This is a genomic window from Pseudomonas sp. BSw22131, from assembly GCF_026810445.1.
In the GTDB taxonomy this organism is placed as follows: domain Bacteria; phylum Pseudomonadota; class Gammaproteobacteria; order Pseudomonadales; family Pseudomonadaceae; genus Aquipseudomonas; species Aquipseudomonas huanghezhanensis.
This window is the reverse complement of record NZ_CP113949.1, coordinates 4070660-4087969: the sequence shown is the minus strand read 5'-3', so window position 1 is coordinate 4087969 and position 17310 is coordinate 4070660. Positions and strand designations below refer to the sequence as shown.

Here is a 17310-nt window from a genome sequence, read left to right as displayed (position 1 = left end):
TCATGCCCGCCCGCCTGCTCTATGTGATGGACCCGATGTGTTCCTGGTGCTGGGGTTTTGCGCCGGTTGCCGATGCATTGGTCGAGCAGGCGAGGGCGGCCGGGCTCCCGCTGCACCTGGTTGTGGGCGGGCTGCGTACCGGCAGCGGGGCTGCGCTGGAGCCTGGCACGAAACGCTACATTCTCGAGCACTGGCAGGCAGTCAAAGACACCACCGGTCAGTCCTTTCGCTTTGAAGACGCGCTGCCCGAGGGTTTTGTGTACGACACCGAGCCCGCCTGCCGCGCCGTCGTTGCAGCCCGCAGCCTCGATCCTGATATCGCCTGGAAACTGGTGAAGGAAATTCAGCAGGCCTTTTACCTGGAAGGGCGCGATGTGACCCGAGGATCAGTATTGGCCGAGCTTGCCGAGAAGGCAGGTTTGCCGCGAATCGTCTTCGCCGAAGCATTCGACAATCCAGAGCAAATAGCCGCCACTGCCTCGGACTTTAGCTGGGTCCAGGACCTGGGCATCGCCGGGTTTCCCACCTTGCTCGCCGAGCGTAAAGGACAGCTCGCGCTACTGACTAATGGCTATCAGCCGGTGGAAGAATTGGCGCCGCTGCTTGATCGCTGGCTGGAGCGTGCAGCCAGTGCCTGATCCGATGAAAATGCCGGACGCCATCGAGCCGCAACCTTCACGCAGTGTCGATCATCTGAGCTGGGCCGAAATCCGCCGCCTTGCACTGCACCACAAGAAGTCCCTGTGGATCGCCAACGGCGTGGCCGCGCTTGCAGTGCTGTGCTCGGTACCGATTCCTCTGTTACTACCGTTGCTGGTGGACGAAGTGTTGCTTGGTCAAGGCGACCGTGCACTGAAGTTCATGAATCATCTGTTACCCGACAGCCTGCAAAAGGCGGTGGGCTACATAGGCTTGATGCTGCTCGTCACCTTGACCCTGCGCCTGGCTGCGCTGGTGTTCAACGTTGTTCAGGCGCGGCTGTTTGCACGCCTTGCCAAGGACATCGTCTACCGCATTCGCGTGCGGCTGATCGAGCGTCTCGAGCGTATCTCTCTGGGTGAATACGAAAGTCTGGGTAGCGGGACCGTGACAGCACATCTGGTGACCGATCTCGATACGGTGGACAAATTCGTCGGTGAAACCCTGAGCAAGTTTCTGGTGGCCGTACTGACGCTGGCCGGTACCTCGGCGATTTTGCTGTGGATGCACTGGCAGCTGGCATTGCTGATCCTGCTGTTCAATCCGCTGGTGATCTTCTCCACAGTGCAATTAGGCAAACGCGTTAAAAACCTCAAGAAGCTCGAAAACGACAGCACATCGCGCTTTACCCAGGCACTGACTGAAACCCTGGATGCCATTCAGGAAGTTCGGGCAGGCAATCGGCAGGGTTATTTCCTTGGAAGACTGGGCTTACGGGCGCAGGAAGTACGTGACTTTGCCGTCGCGTCTCAGTGGAAAAGCGACGCGTCCAATCGTGCAAGTGGTCTGCTGTTCCAGTTTGGCATCGACATCTTCCGCGCCGCAGCCATGCTCACTGTGCTGTTTTCGGACCTGTCTATCGGCCACATGCTCGCCGTGTTCAGTTACCTGTGGTTTATGATCGGGCCGGTCGAGCAGCTGCTTAATCTGCAGTACGCGTTTTATGCTGCAGGCGGCGCGCTGACCCGCATCAATGAATTGCTGTCGCGGGCCAACGAGCCGCAGTACCCCGGTGGCGTCGATCCGTTTACGGCTCAGTCGACAGTAGGGATTGATGTGCGCAATTTGCGCTTCGGGTATGGGGACGAGCCGATACTCGATCAGTTGAACCTGTCGATTGCCCCGGGAGAGAAGGTTGCAATCGTGGGCGCCAGCGGCGGCGGCAAGAGCACGCTGGTGCAACTCCTGCTGGGCCTGTACACCGCCGAATCGGGCAGCATCCGCTACGGCGGCGCCACCCTTCAAGAAATAGGCCTGGAAACCGTTCGTGAGAACGTTGCAGTGGTGTTGCAACATCCCGCCTTGTTCAACGATACCGTGCGCGCCAACCTGACCATGGGCCGTGAGCGCAGTGACGAGGCGTGTTGGCGGGCGCTGGAAATCGCTCAACTGGACATGACCATTCGCGAACTGCCCGCGGGGCTGGACAGCGTGGTCGGGCGTTCCGGTGTGCGGTTGTCTGGCGGACAACGCCAGCGGTTGGCAATCGCGCGAATGGTGCTCTCCGACCCCAAGGTCGTCATTCTCGACGAAGCCACTTCGGCACTGGACGCCGCCACGGAATACAACCTCCATCAGGCGCTGGCACAGTTTCTGGAAGGGCGAACCACTTTGATCATTGCCCACCGCCTGTCGGCCGTGAAGCAGGCTGATCGGGTGTTGGTGTTCGACGCAGGCAGCGTCGCAGAAGACGGCGGCCATCAGCAGTTGATTGCAGATGGAGGGCTTTACGCGCGTCTTTATGGTCATTTGCAGGGAGTTTGATACTGCTTTTCGGTTATTGAGGATGGGCGGCTTAAATGGCGGAGTGCCATTGGAACCCGTTAATTCTTGAACTATGCTTGAAATTCACCCCCAAACGGTCACTTCCAAGTGCCAGGAGTACATCCTTGTAAGCAACATCCGACGGATCAACAGGTAAGGCCGTGGTTGTGTTCCCCACGTGACGAGCCCTCGCTGCATTGTGGAAATTAGCCGGTTCCCCTCAGGCTCAAAATGGAGTGCCTGAGCAGGGAGAATGATCTGGCAGTGCTGATGAAAGGGACCCCATGAAGCAAAAGCGGATTCTCGAGAAGCCCCGTCTTCTGGGTATTGTGTGGCCATTTATAGCGGTTGTGCTATTGCAGGCACTACTGGGCGGGGTGAGCCTGTACATGATGTCCGCTGTGCGCAGTTACGTGGGCGGTGAAAGCCTCTGGTCCAAAGGCCAGAAGGACGCGATTTATTACCTCAACCTCTATGCGAACAGTCGCGACGAACTTAACTACCTCAAGTATCAGCAAGCGATCATCATCCCTCAGGGCGGCCACAATCTGCGTGTTGCGCTGGATCAGCCTGTGCCTGACATCGAGGGTGCCCACGCCGGGATTCTTCAAGGTGGTAACGATCCTGACGATGCTGAAAGCATTATCTGGCTGTATCTCCATTTCAGGCATTTCAGTTACCTGGAAAAGGCCATCGACCTTTGGAAAATCGGCGACGAATATCTCCTGCAGCTCGATGACCTGGCGCGGCAGATCCACGCGAGCGTTACCGATGGCAGCGCGACCGACAGTGATCTGCTGAGCTGGCGTGCGCAAATCAACCAGATCAATGAAAGCGTCACCCCCGCGGCCATGGCGTTCAGCAACGCCCTGGGAGAGGGCTCGCGGGTAATCCTGCGAATCCTCTTGGTCACCAACCTTGCTACCGCCCTGTGCCTGATCATTCTGGCCTTGCTGCGCACTCACAAACTGCTCGAGCAGCGGCACGCATTCGCTAGCGCCTTGCAGGCCGAGAAGGAGCGGGCGCAGATTACCCTTGAGTCCATCGGCGACGGTGTAATCACCACCAATGTCGAAGGCTCGATTGCCTACATGAACCCCGCCGCCGAGCAACTGACTCACTGGAAGACCGAGCAAGCGGCAGGCCTGCCACTGGCCGCGCTGTTCAACCTGCTGGACGAAAACGATCACAAAGACAGCTCGACGCTGATCGAGCGTATTCTGAGTGGCACGCTCCAAGGCGGCAGTGAGCACTCGAAACTGATCCAGCGGCTGGATGGCAGCACTGTGTCGGTGACGTTGACCGGCTCGCCCATCCGCACCGAGGGTCAAGTCAGTGGCACCGTGCTGGTGCTGCACGACATGACGCAGGAGAGCCAGTACATCGCCAATCTGTCGTGGCAGGCGACCCACGACGCCTTGACCGGGCTGGCCAATCGAAGGGAGTTCGAGTACCGCCTGGAGCTGGCGCTGGCGAGCCGGTCGCATCAGCCGGGCAATCATGCGCTGCTGTTTCTGGATCTGGATCAATTCAAACTCGTCAACGACACCAACGGCCATGCTGCCGGGGACGAGCTGCTGCGTCACATCTGCGCCTTGCTGCAACAAGGCATCCGGGAGGGCGACACGCTGGCACGGCTCGGTGGAGACGAGTTCGGCATTCTGCTTGAGCACTGCTCGGCGGACGCAGCGGAAAGGATCGCCGAGGGCCTGCGACAAACCGTTGAGGGCTTGCACTTCATCTGGAAGGGCCGGCCGTTCGTGACCACTGTCAGTATCGGCCTGGTGCATATTTCCAGTGCTCCTACCACTCTTGAGGCATCGCTGCGCTCGGCCGACATGGCGTGCTATATGGCCAAGGAGAAGGGTCGCAACCGGGTTCAGGTTTACCATGATGATGATTCGGATCTGTCCACCCGGTTCGGCGAAATGGTGTGGATCCAGCGCCTGCACATGGCGCTTGAAGAGAACCGTTTCTGTCTGTACTCCCAGGAAATCGCCGCGCTGGGTTGCAACGCTGACACTCATAACGGGCACGTCGAGATTCTGCTGCGCCTGCGTGATGAGTCAGGCCGGATGATTCTGCCGGACAGCTTTATCCCTGCTGCCGAGCGTTACGGAATGATGACCACGCTGGATCGGTGGGTCGTGCAGAACGTCTTCAAGATCATCTCCGATTGCCTCAGTGACGAGCATCGGCAAGGACCGCTGGCCGTATGCGCCATCAACTTGTCCGGGAGCAGCATTGGCGACGATGCGTTTCTCGAGTATTTGCGCCAGCAATTTCAGCTTTATGCCATCCCGCCCGAGCTCATCTGTTTCGAGATTACCGAAACCAGTGCCATCGCCAATCTCGGCAGTGCCATCCGGTTTATCAACGAACTGAAAGGTCTGGGATGTCGGTTTTCTCTGGATGATTTCTGCGCAGGCATGTCCTCATTTGCCTACTTGAAGCATTTGCCTGTGGACTTTTTGAAAATTGATGGCAGTTTTGTAAAGGACATGCTCGACGATCCGATCAATCGGGCGATGGTGGAAGTGATCAACCATATCGGTCATGTCATGGGCAAAAAGACGATCGCCGAGTTCGTCGAAAGCCCGCAGATTGAGCAGGCGTTATTGGAAATCGGTGTGGATTACGCTCAGGGGTACGTTATTGAGCGACCGCAATTATTCACCTGCGAACGTCTGCATGCACGGCCCGCGAGGCAGCCCCCAAAGTTGTTCAGCGCCCCCGGGACATTCCGCTGAATGAAACCGATGCGTCACATATCATAAGGAGCTAAACAGTGATCGATATGTTCATTAGAACCGGTCCGCTGATGGATGCCAGCAGTTACCCCGCCTGGGCACAGCAATTGATTGAAGATTGCAGTGGCGCGAAGTCCAGGGTGGTAGGGCATGAGCTTTATCAACGTATGCGAGATGGAACACTGAGCTCCAAGACCATGCGCCACTATCTGGTGGGCGGTTGGCCGGTGGTGGAACAGTTTGCGGTCTACATGGCGCACAACTTGACCAAGACCCGTTTTGCGCGGCATCCGGGTGAAGACATGGCGCGTCGCTGGCTGATGCGCAATATTCGGGTCGAGCTCAATCATGCCGATTACTGGGTTAACTGGAGTGCGGCCCACGGGGTCACTCTCGAAGACCTGCAGGCACAACGCGTATCCCCGGAGCTTCATGCGCTGAGTCACTGGTGCTGGCACGCCTGCACCTCTGAGTCGTTGGTGGTGGCAATCGCGGCGACCAACTACGCCATTGAAGGGGCGACGGGGGAGTGGTCAGCGGTAGTCTGTTCGCAAGACACCTATGCCGATTTCTTCCCTGCCGAGCAGCGAAAGCGCGCCATGAAGTGGCTGAAAATGCACGCGCAATACGATGACTCTCATCCTTGGGAAGCGCTGGAAATCATCTGCACCCTGGCAGGCAATAATCCAGGTGAGCAGCTACAGACCGACCTCAGAAAGGCGATCTGCAAGAGCTATGAGTACATGCATCTGTTTCTCGAAAGCTGCATGGCGCTTGAGCACCCGCAGGAGGAGATGAACACGCCGATACGCGAACGGCGGGTCGCGCTGGTGGAGTAGCGCTCTAGCAGGCTACTTCAAGTCGATTGCGCCCTTGGCGCTTGGCCACATACAGCGCCGCATCCGCACGACATATCAGGCTGTCGGTGGATTCCCCCGGCAGCAGGGTCGAGCACCCGATGCTGACGGTGAGCGCCAAAGGGTTTCCCTCAACCGGATAGTTGAGTTGCAGTGCCGCGTAACGCAGGCGTTCGCCTACTAACGCGGCGGGCTCACGACCGGTGTTCGAGAGCACGATCAAAAACTCCTCGCCGCCAAACCTGAACACCTGATCAATGTTACGCATCCGGGCCTTTAGGTCGTTTGCAACGGCTCTGAGCACTTGGTCGCCGGTCGCATGTCCGTAGGTATCGTTGATGCCCTTGAAGTGGTCGATGTCGAGCATCAGCACCGACAGCGGACGTTTCTCACGTCGGGCAATTTCGGCCTCGCGGGCCAGGGTCTGGTCCATGGCCACACGATTGCCCGCACCGGTCAACGGGTCACGCAGTGCGCTCAACATCGCCGCGCGGTACATCAGCGCGTTGCGCATGGGGTGCAGCAGGCACGCCAGGAAAGATTCCAGCTGAGAAAGCTCATCGTCGGTGAACCTCTCGTCGCGCTGGAACAGCACTTCGCCCATGTGCTCGCCTTGCAGGCTCATGTCGTAGCTGGCACGGTGCCTGGCGCGTGTGCCCAGCTCCAGACGCAGGTCAGTTTTCTTGTGTTTGAACTGCAGAGCACTGAAGGGAACGAGCCGCTGAACGCTACGAAAGAACAGCCCAAGGATTTTCTCGGCTTCGAGGCTGGTTTGCAGTTGGAGACCCAGTTGACGCCGCAGTTCTTCGACATCGACAGGTTCATTCGCCGCATTCAGCGGCGGTACGAAACCAAGTCGTTGCAACTTGGCACTGTCAAAATCAATTGCGTTGGTGCGGGTAGGAAAACTCAAGTTTTCTCTCCTCTGTGCATCGCTGCTGGCTTGGATGTCTTAGAGCAGAGAGTTGCCATCGCGTTCAGACCGTCCATCGCTATTAGAATATCGAGCCAGATGCACCGCCAGGAAAGCGGGGTCATGGCCCTGTATTCAAATGAGATTCACTGCTGGGCATCGAACGCTTGTCCGTTTACTTCGCTGCTGTCAGGGCCCATCAGGTAGAGGTAAACCGGCATGATTTCCTCGGGCGTCGGGTTGTTCAGGGGGTTCTCCGCTGGATAGGCCTGAGCGCGCATGCTGGTTCGGGTCGCGCCCGGATTGATGCTGTTGGCGCGAACCGGCGCCACGCTGTCCAGTTCATCAGCGAGGGTTTGCATCAAACCCTCTGTGGCAAATTTGGACACGCCGTACGCGCCCCAATACGCCCGTCCTTTGCGCCCGACGCTGCTGGACGTAAACACCACCGAGGCATTGCTGGAGCGTTTGAGCAGTGGCAGCAGGGCCGACGTCAGCATGAACGTCGCGTTGACGTTGATGTGCATGACCTGCATGAAGTGCTCGCCTGAGAGTTGTTCGAGCGGCGTGCGCGGCCCGATGATCGAGGCATTGTGCAGCAACCCGTCAAGGTGCCCGAATTCGCTTTCAATCATGGCGGCCAGTTCATCGTATTGATGGGGCAGGGCAGTTTCGAGATTGAACGGAATGACCGCAGGCTTGGGGTGACCCGCTGCCTCGATCGCGTCGTAGACCTGTGTCAGATTGGCTTCGGTCTTGCCCAGCAGCAGCACGGTAGCGCCATGCGCCGCGTAGGTAGTTGCAGCTGCGGCACCAATGCCACGGCCAGCGCCAGTGACCAGAATGACCCGGCCCCTGAGCAGGTCGGGACGTGCTGAATAGTTGAACATCGAGATACCTCATGTAAATGCTTCGAAGGGCTGATCAGCGCCCGGATATCGCGCTGTGGAGGACCTTGCGCAGTTCCAGCGGGTGATCGACCACCACGTCGGCACCCCAGTGATCGGGGTTGTCGTGCGGATGGATATAGCCGTAGCGCACGGCGGCCGTTTTGGTACCGGCGTCACGACCCGATTCGATGTCCCGCAGGTCATCGCCGACAAACAACACGCTGCCCGGATCCAGGTCGAGCATCTTGCAGGCCAGGATCAGGGGCTCCGGATCAGGCTTGCTCTTTGTCACGTGATCGGGGCAGATCAGCACTGCCGAGCGCTGCGCCAACCCCAACTGCTCCATTATTGGCTGGGCAAAGCGCACCGGTTTGTTGGTCACCACGCCCCAGATCAGCCTGGCGCTTTCAATGTCGGCCAGCAACTCGGCCATGCCGTCGAACAGCTTGCTATGGACTGCACAGTCTTTTTGATAGCGCTCCAGAAATTCCAGGCGCAGAGCTTCGAATTCTGGCGCGGTGGGAGAGAGCGCGAACGCCGCCGAGACCATGGCTTTCGCCCCGCCGGAAACTTCGTCCCGGATCAGTTTGTCGGCGACTGGCGCAAGACCGCGCTCGGCCAGCATCGCCTGACAGATGGCAATAAAGTCCGGCGCGGTGTCGAGCAGCGTGCCGTCCATGTCGAAAAGAACGGCTCTCAGGTGCATGAATCAGGCCTCCCGCAACGTCTGGACCATGTAGTTGACGTCAACATCAGAAGCCAGCTTGTAATGCTTGGTCAGCGGATTGTACGTCAGGCCGATGATGTCCTTGACGTTGAGGCCGGCGCTGCGGCTCCAGGCGCCGAGCTCTGACGGGCGGATGAATTTCTTGAAGTCATGAGTGCCGCGTGGCAACAGGTTCATGATGTATTCGGCGCCGATAATGGCGAACAGATACGCTTTCGGGTTGCGGTTGATGGTGGAGAAAAATACTTGGCCGCCTGGCTTTACCATCTTGTAGCAAGCGCGGATCACCGACGAAGGATCGGGCACGTGTTCGAGCATCTCAAGGCACGTGACGACGTCGAACTGCTCGGGCATTTCCTCGGCCAGCGCTTCAGCTGTGATCTGACGGTATTCCACGCTGACGCCGGATTCGAGCTGGTGCAACTGCGCGACGGCCAGCGGCGCCTCGCCCATGTCGATCCCCATCACCGTCGCACCGCGCAAGGCCATTGCCTCGCTTAGAATTCCGCCACCGCAGCCGACATCCAGCACCTTCTTGCCAGCCAGATTGACTCGCTCGTCGATCCAGTTGACGCGCAATGGATTGATATCGTGCAGCGGCTTGAATTCGCTGTTGCGGTCCCACCAGCGATGGGCCAGGGCTTCGAATTTTGCGATTTCGGCGTGGTCGACGTTGCTCATGGGTGATCCCTCTTGAATCTTGAAAGGCGATTGTCCGGTTTCGACACTTGGGCCGAAACGGCACTAATTGAGTTCTGGCTGACCGGCTATGCGTCGGCCCCAGGCCTTGGCGGTTTCGGTCAGCGCGTGTTCGTCCATCCGGGTCAGACGCTTGTCGTGCAGCAATTGCTTGCCAGCCACCCACACGTGGCTCACGCAGTCGCGGCCAGTGGCGTAGATCAGCTGTGAAACCGGGTCGTAGATTGGCTGTTGAGCCAGCCCCGACAGATCGAACGCGACAATGTCGGCGGCCTTACCCAGCTCCAGCGAGCCCGTTTCAGCTTCGATCCCCATTGCCCGCGCACCGTTCAATGTTGCCATGCGCAGCGCGCGATGAGCGTCCAGTGCGGTGGCAGAACCCGCCACGGCTTTGGCCAGTAATGCTGCGGTGCGGGTTTCGCCCAGCAAGTCCAGATCATTATTGCTGGCGGCGCCATCGGTGCCGATGGCCACGTTGACGCCAGCCTGCCACAAGCGTTCGACCGGACAGAATCCGCTGGCGAGTTTCAGGTTCGATTCCGGGCAATGGATCACGCTGGAGTTGCTTTCCACCAGCAGCGCCATGTCATCATCGTTGATCTGGGTCATGTGAACCGCCTGGAATCTTGGACCTAGCAGGCCCAGGCGGTTCAAGCGGGCCAGCGGCCGCTCCCCGGTTTGCTCGACCGCCTGATGCACTTCGAATGCGGTCTCGTGCACATGCATGTGAATCATCGCGTCCAGCTCGTCGGCGATGACCCGGATTTTCTCCAGATTGTCGTCGCCGACGGTATACGGTGCGTGTGGGCCAAGGGCGATTTTGATACGCGGGTGATGAGCCAGGTCGTTGAACAATTCGACGCCGATGTGCAGCGACTCGTCGGCATCACGCGCGCCGGGTATCGGGAAGTCGAGCACCGGCACCGTAATCTGTGCGCGAATGCCACTGTTGTGGACGCGGTCGCATGCGATTTTTGGAAAGAAATACATGTCGGAGAAGCAGGTGATGCCGCCCTTGAGCTGTTCCGCGATCGCCAGATCCGTGCCGTCACTGACAAATGCCTCGTCGACCCATTTGGCTTCAGCGGGCCAGATGTGGTTCTCAAGCCAGTTCATCAGTGGCAGATCATCCGCCAGGCCGCGAAACAGCGTCATGGCCGCATGCCCGTGAGCGTTGATCAATCCCGGGCTGATCAGCATGCCCGGCAGTTCGCGAACCTCTGTGGCGTTGAGCCTCAGGGCATCTGCGCGCGGACCGATATACGCGATAACGCCGTTACGGATGCCCAGCGCATGCTCCTTGAGCACAACGCCTGCGGGTTCGACCGGCACCAGCCAGGCGGGCAGGAGCAAGAGGTCGAGCGGGGCAGCGGGATCCGGCATGGCGGGGGTATCCAGTGACTTGATACGGGGACGCTGAAGTATACCCGAGCGTCTTCGCGGTCGGCTCGCTATAATCGGCCGCTTTTTTAGCTGCTGGCGATTTGCCTATACGGTTGACTGCCTGGCAGCAGCGCGCAGGTTGCGGTGTCTGGCGTTTGGTTTTTCAAATCATCATGTGGGGTGTGCAATGCGCGATCGACTATTGGCTGCGGAGAAGGTGAAGGCCATCGATTGGCGGGACGGCACCTTGTATCTGCTGGATCAGCGGGTTCTGCCCTTCGAAGAAACCTGGTTGGCGTACACCACGGCCGAAGGCGTTGCAGAAGCCATCCGCTCGATGGTAGTGCGCGGCGCCCCGGCCATCGGGATCAGCGCCGCGTACGGCATGGTGCTGGCGGTGTCTGCCCGCTTCGCAGCGGGTGCAGACTGGCGCACAGCGCTTGAGCAGGATTTCGAACTGTTGGCCAGCTCCCGGCCTACGGCGGTCAACCTGTTCTGGGCGCTGAACTGCATGCGAGAACGCCTGCAACGGCTAAAGGATCAACAAGACCCGCGTCCGGCCATGGAAGCCGAAGCTGTCGCCATCCATCTCAGCGACCGCGAGGCTAACCTCACCATGGCCCAGTTGGGCGCAGACCTGATTCGCAAGCACCAGGGCAACCTGCAAACCGTATTGACGCATTGCAATACGGGCGCGCTGGCCACCGGTGGCTTCGGCACGGCACTGGGAGTGATCCGTGCTGCACATATAGAAGGCATGATCGAACGTGTTTACGCCGACGAAACCCGGCCGTGGCTGCAAGGCTCGCGTTTGACGGCATGGGAGCTGGTCAACGAAGGCATCCCGGTGACGCTCAACGCAGACTCCGCTGCCGCCCACCTGATGAAGACCAAAGGCATTACCTGGGTCATCGTTGGCGCCGACCGCATCACCGCCAATGGCGACGTGGCAAACAAGATCGGCACCTATCAACTGGCCGTCGCCGCCATGCATCATGGCGTGCGTTTCATGGTGGTCGCGCCCAGCTCCACCATCGACATGGCGTTGGCCAGCGGGGACGACATTCCCATCGAGGAGCGTGACGGACGCGAGTTGCTGGAAATGGGTGGCCAGCGCGTTGGTGCTGATGTCGATGCGTTTAATCCGGTGTTCGACGTAACACCCGCTGATCTCATCGATGTAATCGTGACCGAGAAGGGCATCGTCGAGCGTCCGGACACCGCCAAGATGACCCAATTGATGTGCCGAAAACGCTTGCATTGACCGTGCCGGTTTCATCGTTGTCGGTAAGCGCGCGATCGCTATCGGCCCCTGTAGGCGCTTCTCAGGCGTCTATTGACGAAATGGCCCATATTCAGCGCTTTCAAAGGCTTCGTGCCTGACGGCGATTGTGGTAACATCCGGCGCTTTCCAAGAGGGCTAAATACAGCCCTCTTTACTGCGCAAATCCATGGCATAACTCGCTGATTTGTCGTAAGTCGCTGTCAGGCAAAAGCCGGCAGCGGCGAGCTTCGTTCGTCCCGCATGGATGTGACGAAGTTTCACCAGAAAAAGGAATCAGGCTTCATGGGCGAACTGGCCAAAGAAATCCTCCCGGTCAATATCGAAGACGAGCTCAAGCAGTCCTACCTTGACTACGCGATGAGCGTCATCGTCGGACGAGCTCTGCCGGATGCGCGCGATGGCTTGAAGCCCGTGCACCGGCGTGTACTGTTCGCGATGAGCGAGCTGAACAACGACTGGAACAAGCCGTACAAGAAATCCGCTCGTGTGGTCGGTGACGTAATCGGTAAGTATCACCCCCACGGCGACACGGCTGTCTACGACACCATCGTTCGTATGGCACAACCGTTCTCGATGCGTTACCTGCTGGTAGACGGCCAGGGCAATTTCGGTTCGGTCGATGGCGACAACGCCGCGGCGATGCGATACACCGAAGTGCGTATGACCAAGCTGGCCCACGAGCTGCTGGCTGACCTTCACAAGGAAACCGTGGACTGGGTGCCGAACTACGATGGCACCGAGATGATCCCGGCTGTGATGCCGACGCGCATCCCGACGTTGCTGGTCAACGGTTCCAGCGGTATCGCGGTCGGCATGGCCACCAACATACCGCCGCACAACCTGGGCGAAGTCATTGACGGCTGCCTGGCACTCATCGACAACCCCGAGTTGACCATTGATGAGTTGATGCAGTACATCCCTGGCCCCGATTTCCCTACCGCCGCGATCATCAATGGTCGCGCTGGTATCGTCGAAGCCTACCGCACCGGTCGTGGCCGCATTTACATGCGCGCGCGCTCCTTTGTCGAAGACATCGACAAGGTCGGTGGCCGCCAGCAGATCGTTATCAGCGAACTGCCGTACCAGCTCAACAAGGCCCGTCTGATCGAGAAGATCGCCGAGCTGGTTAAAGATAAGAAGCTCGAAGGCATTACCGAGCTGCGTGACGAATCCGACAAAGACGGTATGCGCGTCGTGATCGAGCTGCGCCGTGGCGAAGTGCCGGAAGTGGTGCTCAACAATCTCTACGCCCAGACCCAGCTGCAAAGCGTGTTCGGGATCAACATCGTTGCCCTGATCGATGGCCGTCCGCGCATCCTGAACCTCAAGGATCTGCTGGAAGCTTTCATTCGTCACCGTCGTGAAGTCGTCACCCGCCGCACCGTATTCGAGCTGCGCAAGGCACGCGAGCGCGGCCACATTCTTGAAGGTCAAGCGGTTGCGCTGTCGAACATCGACCCGGTCATCGCCCTGATCAAAGCCTCGCCGACGCCGGCAGAAGCCAAAGAAGGCCTGATCACCACAGGGTGGGAATCGAGTGCCGTGATGGACATGGTTGAGCGCGCTGGCGCTGAATCATCCCGTCCGGACAACCTTGATCCACAGTACGGCCTGCGTGACGGCAAGTATTTCCTGTCGCCAGAACAGGCGCAGGCGATCCTGGAGTTGCGCCTGCACCGTTTGACGGGCCTGGAACACGAAAAGCTGCTCACCGAGTATCAGGAAATCCTGATCCAGATCGGCGAGTTGCTGCGCATCCTCAACAGTGCCGTGCGTTTGATGGAAATCATCCGCGAAGAGCTGGAACTGATCCGTGCCGAATACGGCGATGTGCGCCGCACCGAGATTCTCGATGCGCGCCTGGACCTGACCCTCGGCGACCTGATCACCGAAGAAGAGCGCGTCGTTACCATTTCCCACAGCGGCTATGCCAAGACTCAGCCTTTGGCGGTCTATCAGGCACAGCGTCGTGGCGGTAAAGGTAAATCGGCCACCGGCATCAAGGATGAGGACTACATCGCTCACCTGCTGGTTGCCAACAGCCACACCACGCTGCTTATGTTTTCAAGCAAGGGCAAGGTCTACTGGCTCAAGACCTACGAGATTCCGGAAGCCTCCCGCGCTGCCCGTGGTCGTCCGCTGGTCAACCTGTTGCCACTGAGCGAAGGCGAATACATCACCACCATGCTGCCGGTGGACCTTGAGGCCATGCGCAAGCGGGCTGACGAGGAAGAAGGCGACGCTGTTGAAGGCGAAGTCGACGACGCCGATGTGATCGAAGCGGACAACGAAACCGAAGAAGATCGCAAGGCGCGCATCAAGGCTGCAGACAAGAAGAAGGCTCCGTTCATCTTCATGTCCACGGCCAACGGTACGGTCAAGAAGACGCCGCTGGTGGCGTTCAGCCGTCAGCGCAGCGTCGGTTTGATCGCGCTGGAGCTGGACGAAGGCGACATTCTGATTTCGGCCGCCATTACTGACGGCGAACAGGAAATCATGTTGTTCTCCGACGGCGGCAAAGTGACTCGCTTCAAGGAATCCGACGTTCGCGCCATGGGCCGTACGGCCCGCGGTGTACGCGGGATGCGTCTGCAGGAAGGTCAGAAACTGATCTCCATGCTGATCCCTGAAGAAGGCAGTGAAATCCTCACGGCGTCCGAACGCGGCTTCGGTAAGCGCACCGCGATCTCCGAGTTCCCTGAGTACAAGCGTGGCGGTCAGGGCGTAATCGCCATGGTCAGCAACGACCGTAACGGCCGACTGGTCGGCGCGGTCCAGGTGCAGAACGGCGAGGAAATCATGTTGATTTCCGACCAGGGCACACTGGTTCGTACCCGTGTTGACGAGGTATCCAGCCTGGGTCGAAACACGCAGGGTGTCACGTTGATCAAGCTGGCGAAGGACGAGAAGCTGGTCGGTCTCGAGCGCGTTCAGGAGCCTTCGGAAGTGGAAGGCGAAGAGCTTGAAGGTGAGGAAATCGACGGCGAAGTCGTAGAAGGCGAAGTCCTCGAGGGCGGCGACGCTGACGAGTCCGGCGCGGATATGCAAGCTGACTCAGTCTCAGGCGAAGATGAGCCCAGGGACTGACGTGTGAAAGAGGGGCTGCCAACAGCCCCTCTGCTGGTAAAGAATTCAACGAATTGCATGACGAGAGTGGATATGAGCAAGCGAGCCTTTAACTTCTGCGCCGGCCCTGCCGCGCTTCCTGAAGCTGTTCTGCTGCGCGCCCAGGCGGAACTCCTCGATTGGCACGGCAAAGGTCTGTCGGTCATGGAAATGAGCCACCGCAGTGATGAGTTCGTTTCCATTGCCAACAAGGCCGAGCAAGACCTGCGCGACCTTCTATCCATTCCCTCGAACTACAAAGTGCTGTTTCTGCAGGGCGGCGCCAGCCAGCAGTTCGCCCAGGTGCCGCTGAACCTGTTGCCGGAAGGCGGCACTGCCGATTACATCGACACTGGCATCTGGTCGCAGAAGGCAATCGAAGAGGCATCGCGATACGGTCACATCAATGTCGCCGCAAGTGCAAAGCCGTACGACTATTTCGCGATTCCTGGCCAGAACGAGTGGAAGCTGTCAAAGGACGCTTCCTACGTTCATTACGTGCCCAACGAAACGATCGGCGGCCTCGAATTCAACTGGATTCCGGAGACGGGCGATGTACCTTTGGTGGCTGACATGTCTTCGGACATCTTGTCGCGGCCGGTGGATGTTTCGCGTTTTGGCATGATCTTCGCTGGCGCGCAGAAAAACATCGGTCCAAGCGGCATCGTGGTTGCGATAATCCGCGAAGACCTGTTGGGTCGTGCGCGTTCGTTGTGCCCGACGATGCTTAACTACAAAGTCGCTGCCGACAACAGCTCCATGTACAACACGCCGCCGACGCTGGCCTGGTATTTGTCCGGGTTGGTGTTCGAGTGGCTGAAAGAGCAGGGCGGCGTCGAAGAAGTCGCCAGGCGCAACGAAATCAAGCAGCGCACGCTGTATGACTTTATCGATGCCAGCGGCCTTTACAGCAACCCGATCAATCTTTCCGACCGCTCGTGGATGAACGTGCCGTTCCGTCTGGCGGACGACCGTCTGGACAAACCGTTCCTGGCGGGCGCTGATGAGCGCGGCCTGCTCAACCTCAAGGGTCACCGCTCTGTGGGCGGCATGCGCGCCTCTATTTACAACGCCATCGATCTGGTTGCGGTCAACGCGCTGGTTGCGTACATGGCAGAGTTCGAGAAGGAGCACGGTTAATGTCTGAACAAGAACTCAAGGCACTGCGCCTGCGTATCGACAGCCTCGACGAGAAAGTCCTGGAACTGATCAGCGAACGTGCGCGCTGCGCGCAGGAAGTGGCAAGGGTAAAGATGTCGACCCTTGCCGAAGGCGAAGTGCCGGTGTTCTATCGTCCAGAGCGTGAAGCGCAGGTGCTCAAGCGCGTGATGGAACGCAACCGCGGTCCATTGAGCAACGAAGACATGGCGCGTCTGTTTCGCGAAATCATGTCGTCGTGCCTGGCGCTTGAGCAGCCGCTGAAAGTGGCTTACCTCGGCCCTGAAGGTACGTTTACCCAGGCCGCAGCGATGAAGCATTTCGGTCACGCTGTGATCAGTTTGCCGATGGCCGCCATCGACGAGGTCTTCCGTGAAGTGGCCGCTGGTGCGGTCAACTTCGGCGTCGTCCCTGTGGAAAACTCAACCGAAGGTGCAGTCAACCATACCCTCGACAGTTTTCTTGAACACGATATGGTCATCTGTGGCGAAGTCGAGTTGCGTATTCACCACCATTTGCTGGTGGGTGAAAATACAAAGACTGACAGCATCAGCCGAATCTATTCCCACGCTCAGTCACTGGCGCAATGCCGCAAGTGGCTCGACGCACATTATCCGAACGTGGAGCGCGTCGCTGTTGCCAGCAATGCCGAAGCTGCCAAACGCGTCAAGGGTGAGTGGAACTCTGCCGCCATTGCCGGCGACATGGCTGCAGGTCTGTACGGCCTGACCCGCATTGCCGAGAAGATCGAGGACCGGCCGGACAACTCCACGCGCTTCCTGATAATTGGCAGCCAGGAAGTCCCGCCGACTGGCGACGATAAAACCTCGATCATCGTTTCGATGAGCAACAAGCCGGGCGCTCTGCATGAGTTGCTTGTGCCTTTCCATGAGAACGGAATCGACCTGACCCGTATCGAGACCCGGCCTTCGCGCAGCGGTAAATGGACCTACGTGTTCTTTATCGATTTCGTCGGCCACCACCGCGACCCATTGATCAAGGCGGTGCTGGAGCGGATCAGTCAGGAAGCAGTAGCACTCAAAGTGCTGGGCTCCTACCCGAAAGCTGTTCTCTGACGAG

The 17310-nt window shown here is 58.8% G+C and carries 13 protein-coding genes; 8 read left to right on the top strand and 5 right to left on the bottom strand.

From position 1 onward, the window contains the following. Window positions 1-2: 2 nt before the first annotated feature. The 4 genes from OYW20_RS18310 to OYW20_RS18295 all read left to right on the top strand — a co-directional run bounded on the left by OYW20_RS18310 (window position 3) and on the right by OYW20_RS18295 (window position 6052). Entirely contained in the window at window positions 3-638 is a 636-nt protein-coding gene (locus OYW20_RS18310; RefSeq protein WP_268797341.1) for a DsbA family protein, read from the top strand. A gap of 10 nt (window positions 639-648) precedes the next feature. Beyond that, window positions 649-2463, top strand: a complete 1815-nt coding sequence (locus OYW20_RS18305; RefSeq protein WP_268801177.1) for an ABC transporter ATP-binding protein — start codon at window positions 649-651, stop codon at window positions 2461-2463. 284 nt (window positions 2464-2747) lie between these two features. Then, complete coding sequence (locus tag OYW20_RS18300) at window positions 2748-5213, top strand: EAL domain-containing protein (protein WP_268797340.1); 2466 nt, start codon at window positions 2748-2750, stop codon at window positions 5211-5213. A gap of 38 nt (window positions 5214-5251) precedes the next feature. Then, window positions 5252-6052, top strand: coding sequence for a TenA family transcriptional regulator (locus OYW20_RS18295; RefSeq protein WP_268797339.1), 801 nt, complete (start codon window positions 5252-5254; stop codon window positions 6050-6052). A 4-nt stretch (window positions 6053-6056) separates the two neighbouring features. Here OYW20_RS18295 and OYW20_RS18290 read toward each other — a convergent pair whose 3' ends face one another. The 5 genes from OYW20_RS18290 to OYW20_RS18270 all read right to left on the bottom strand — a co-directional run bounded on the left by OYW20_RS18290 (window position 6057) and on the right by OYW20_RS18270 (window position 10682). Continuing rightward, window positions 6057-6983 (bottom strand): GGDEF domain-containing protein, encoded by a 927-nt coding sequence (locus OYW20_RS18290; RefSeq protein WP_268797338.1) that lies wholly within the window; start codon window positions 6981-6983, stop codon window positions 6057-6059. A 146-nt stretch (window positions 6984-7129) separates the two neighbouring features. Continuing rightward, window positions 7130-7873, bottom strand: coding sequence for a YciK family oxidoreductase (locus OYW20_RS18285; RefSeq protein WP_268797337.1), 744 nt, complete (start codon window positions 7871-7873; stop codon window positions 7130-7132). 34 nt (window positions 7874-7907) lie between these two features. After that, window positions 7908-8579, bottom strand: coding sequence for an N-acetylmuramic acid 6-phosphate phosphatase MupP (gene mupP, locus OYW20_RS18280; protein WP_268797336.1), 672 nt, complete (start codon window positions 8577-8579; stop codon window positions 7908-7910). A gap of 3 nt (window positions 8580-8582) precedes the next feature. Beyond that, a complete protein-coding gene (gene ubiG / locus OYW20_RS18275; RefSeq protein ID WP_268797335.1) occupies window positions 8583-9281 on the bottom strand; it encodes a bifunctional 2-polyprenyl-6-hydroxyphenol methylase/3-demethylubiquinol 3-O-methyltransferase UbiG in 699 nt (232 codons plus the stop codon). 63 nt (window positions 9282-9344) lie between these two features. Then, window positions 9345-10682, bottom strand: a complete 1338-nt coding sequence (locus OYW20_RS18270; protein WP_268797334.1) for a TRZ/ATZ family hydrolase — start codon at window positions 10680-10682, stop codon at window positions 9345-9347. A 187-nt stretch (window positions 10683-10869) separates the two neighbouring features. On the opposite strand from OYW20_RS18270, the gene mtnA reads away from it, so the two are divergent. The 4 genes from mtnA to pheA all read left to right on the top strand — a co-directional run bounded on the left by mtnA (window position 10870) and on the right by pheA (window position 17306). After that, window positions 10870-11946, top strand: a complete 1077-nt coding sequence (gene mtnA, locus OYW20_RS18265) for an S-methyl-5-thioribose-1-phosphate isomerase (protein ID WP_268797333.1) — start codon at window positions 10870-10872, stop codon at window positions 11944-11946. 303 nt (window positions 11947-12249) lie between these two features. Then, on the top strand, window positions 12250-15054 hold the full coding sequence (gyrA, locus tag OYW20_RS18260; protein WP_268797332.1) for a DNA gyrase subunit A: 2805 nt from the start codon (window positions 12250-12252) through the stop codon (window positions 15052-15054). A 72-nt stretch (window positions 15055-15126) separates the two neighbouring features. Continuing rightward, a complete protein-coding gene (gene serC, locus OYW20_RS18255; RefSeq protein WP_268797331.1) occupies window positions 15127-16212 on the top strand; it encodes a 3-phosphoserine/phosphohydroxythreonine transaminase in 1086 nt (361 codons plus the stop codon). Next, window positions 16212-17306 carry a prephenate dehydratase gene (pheA, locus tag OYW20_RS18250; protein ID WP_268797330.1) on the top strand — a complete coding sequence of 365 codons (1095 nt, stop codon included), beginning with the start codon at window positions 16212-16214 and terminating at the stop codon, window positions 17304-17306. Before serC ends, pheA begins: the two co-directional genes overlap by 1 nt. Window positions 17307-17310 lie beyond the last annotated feature (4 nt).

Coding starts and splice junctions, on each gene's coding strand:
- OYW20_RS18285 (WP_268797337.1), bottom strand. CDS start 7,873: ATGTTCAACTATTCAGCACGTCCCGACCTGCTCAGGGGCCGGGTCATT.
- serC (WP_268797331.1), top strand. CDS start 15,127: ATGAGCAAGCGAGCCTTTAACTTCTGCGCCGGCCCTGCCGCGCTTCCT.
- OYW20_RS18300 (WP_268797340.1), top strand. CDS start 2,748: ATGAAGCAAAAGCGGATTCTCGAGAAGCCCCGTCTTCTGGGTATTGTG.
- gyrA (WP_268797332.1), top strand. CDS start 12,250: ATGGGCGAACTGGCCAAAGAAATCCTCCCGGTCAATATCGAAGACGAG.
- pheA (WP_268797330.1), top strand. CDS start 16,212: ATGTCTGAACAAGAACTCAAGGCACTGCGCCTGCGTATCGACAGCCTC.
- OYW20_RS18270 (WP_268797334.1), bottom strand. CDS start 10,682: ATGCCGGATCCCGCTGCCCCGCTCGACCTCTTGCTCCTGCCCGCCTGG.
- OYW20_RS18305 (WP_268801177.1), top strand. CDS start 649: ATGCCGGACGCCATCGAGCCGCAACCTTCACGCAGTGTCGATCATCTG.
- ubiG (WP_268797335.1), bottom strand. CDS start 9,281: ATGAGCAACGTCGACCACGCCGAAATCGCAAAATTCGAAGCCCTGGCC.
- mtnA (WP_268797333.1), top strand. CDS start 10,870: ATGCGCGATCGACTATTGGCTGCGGAGAAGGTGAAGGCCATCGATTGG.
- mupP (WP_268797336.1), bottom strand. CDS start 8,579: ATGCACCTGAGAGCCGTTCTTTTCGACATGGACGGCACGCTGCTCGAC.
- OYW20_RS18310 (WP_268797341.1), top strand. CDS start 3: ATGCCCGCCCGCCTGCTCTATGTGATGGACCCGATGTGTTCCTGGTGC.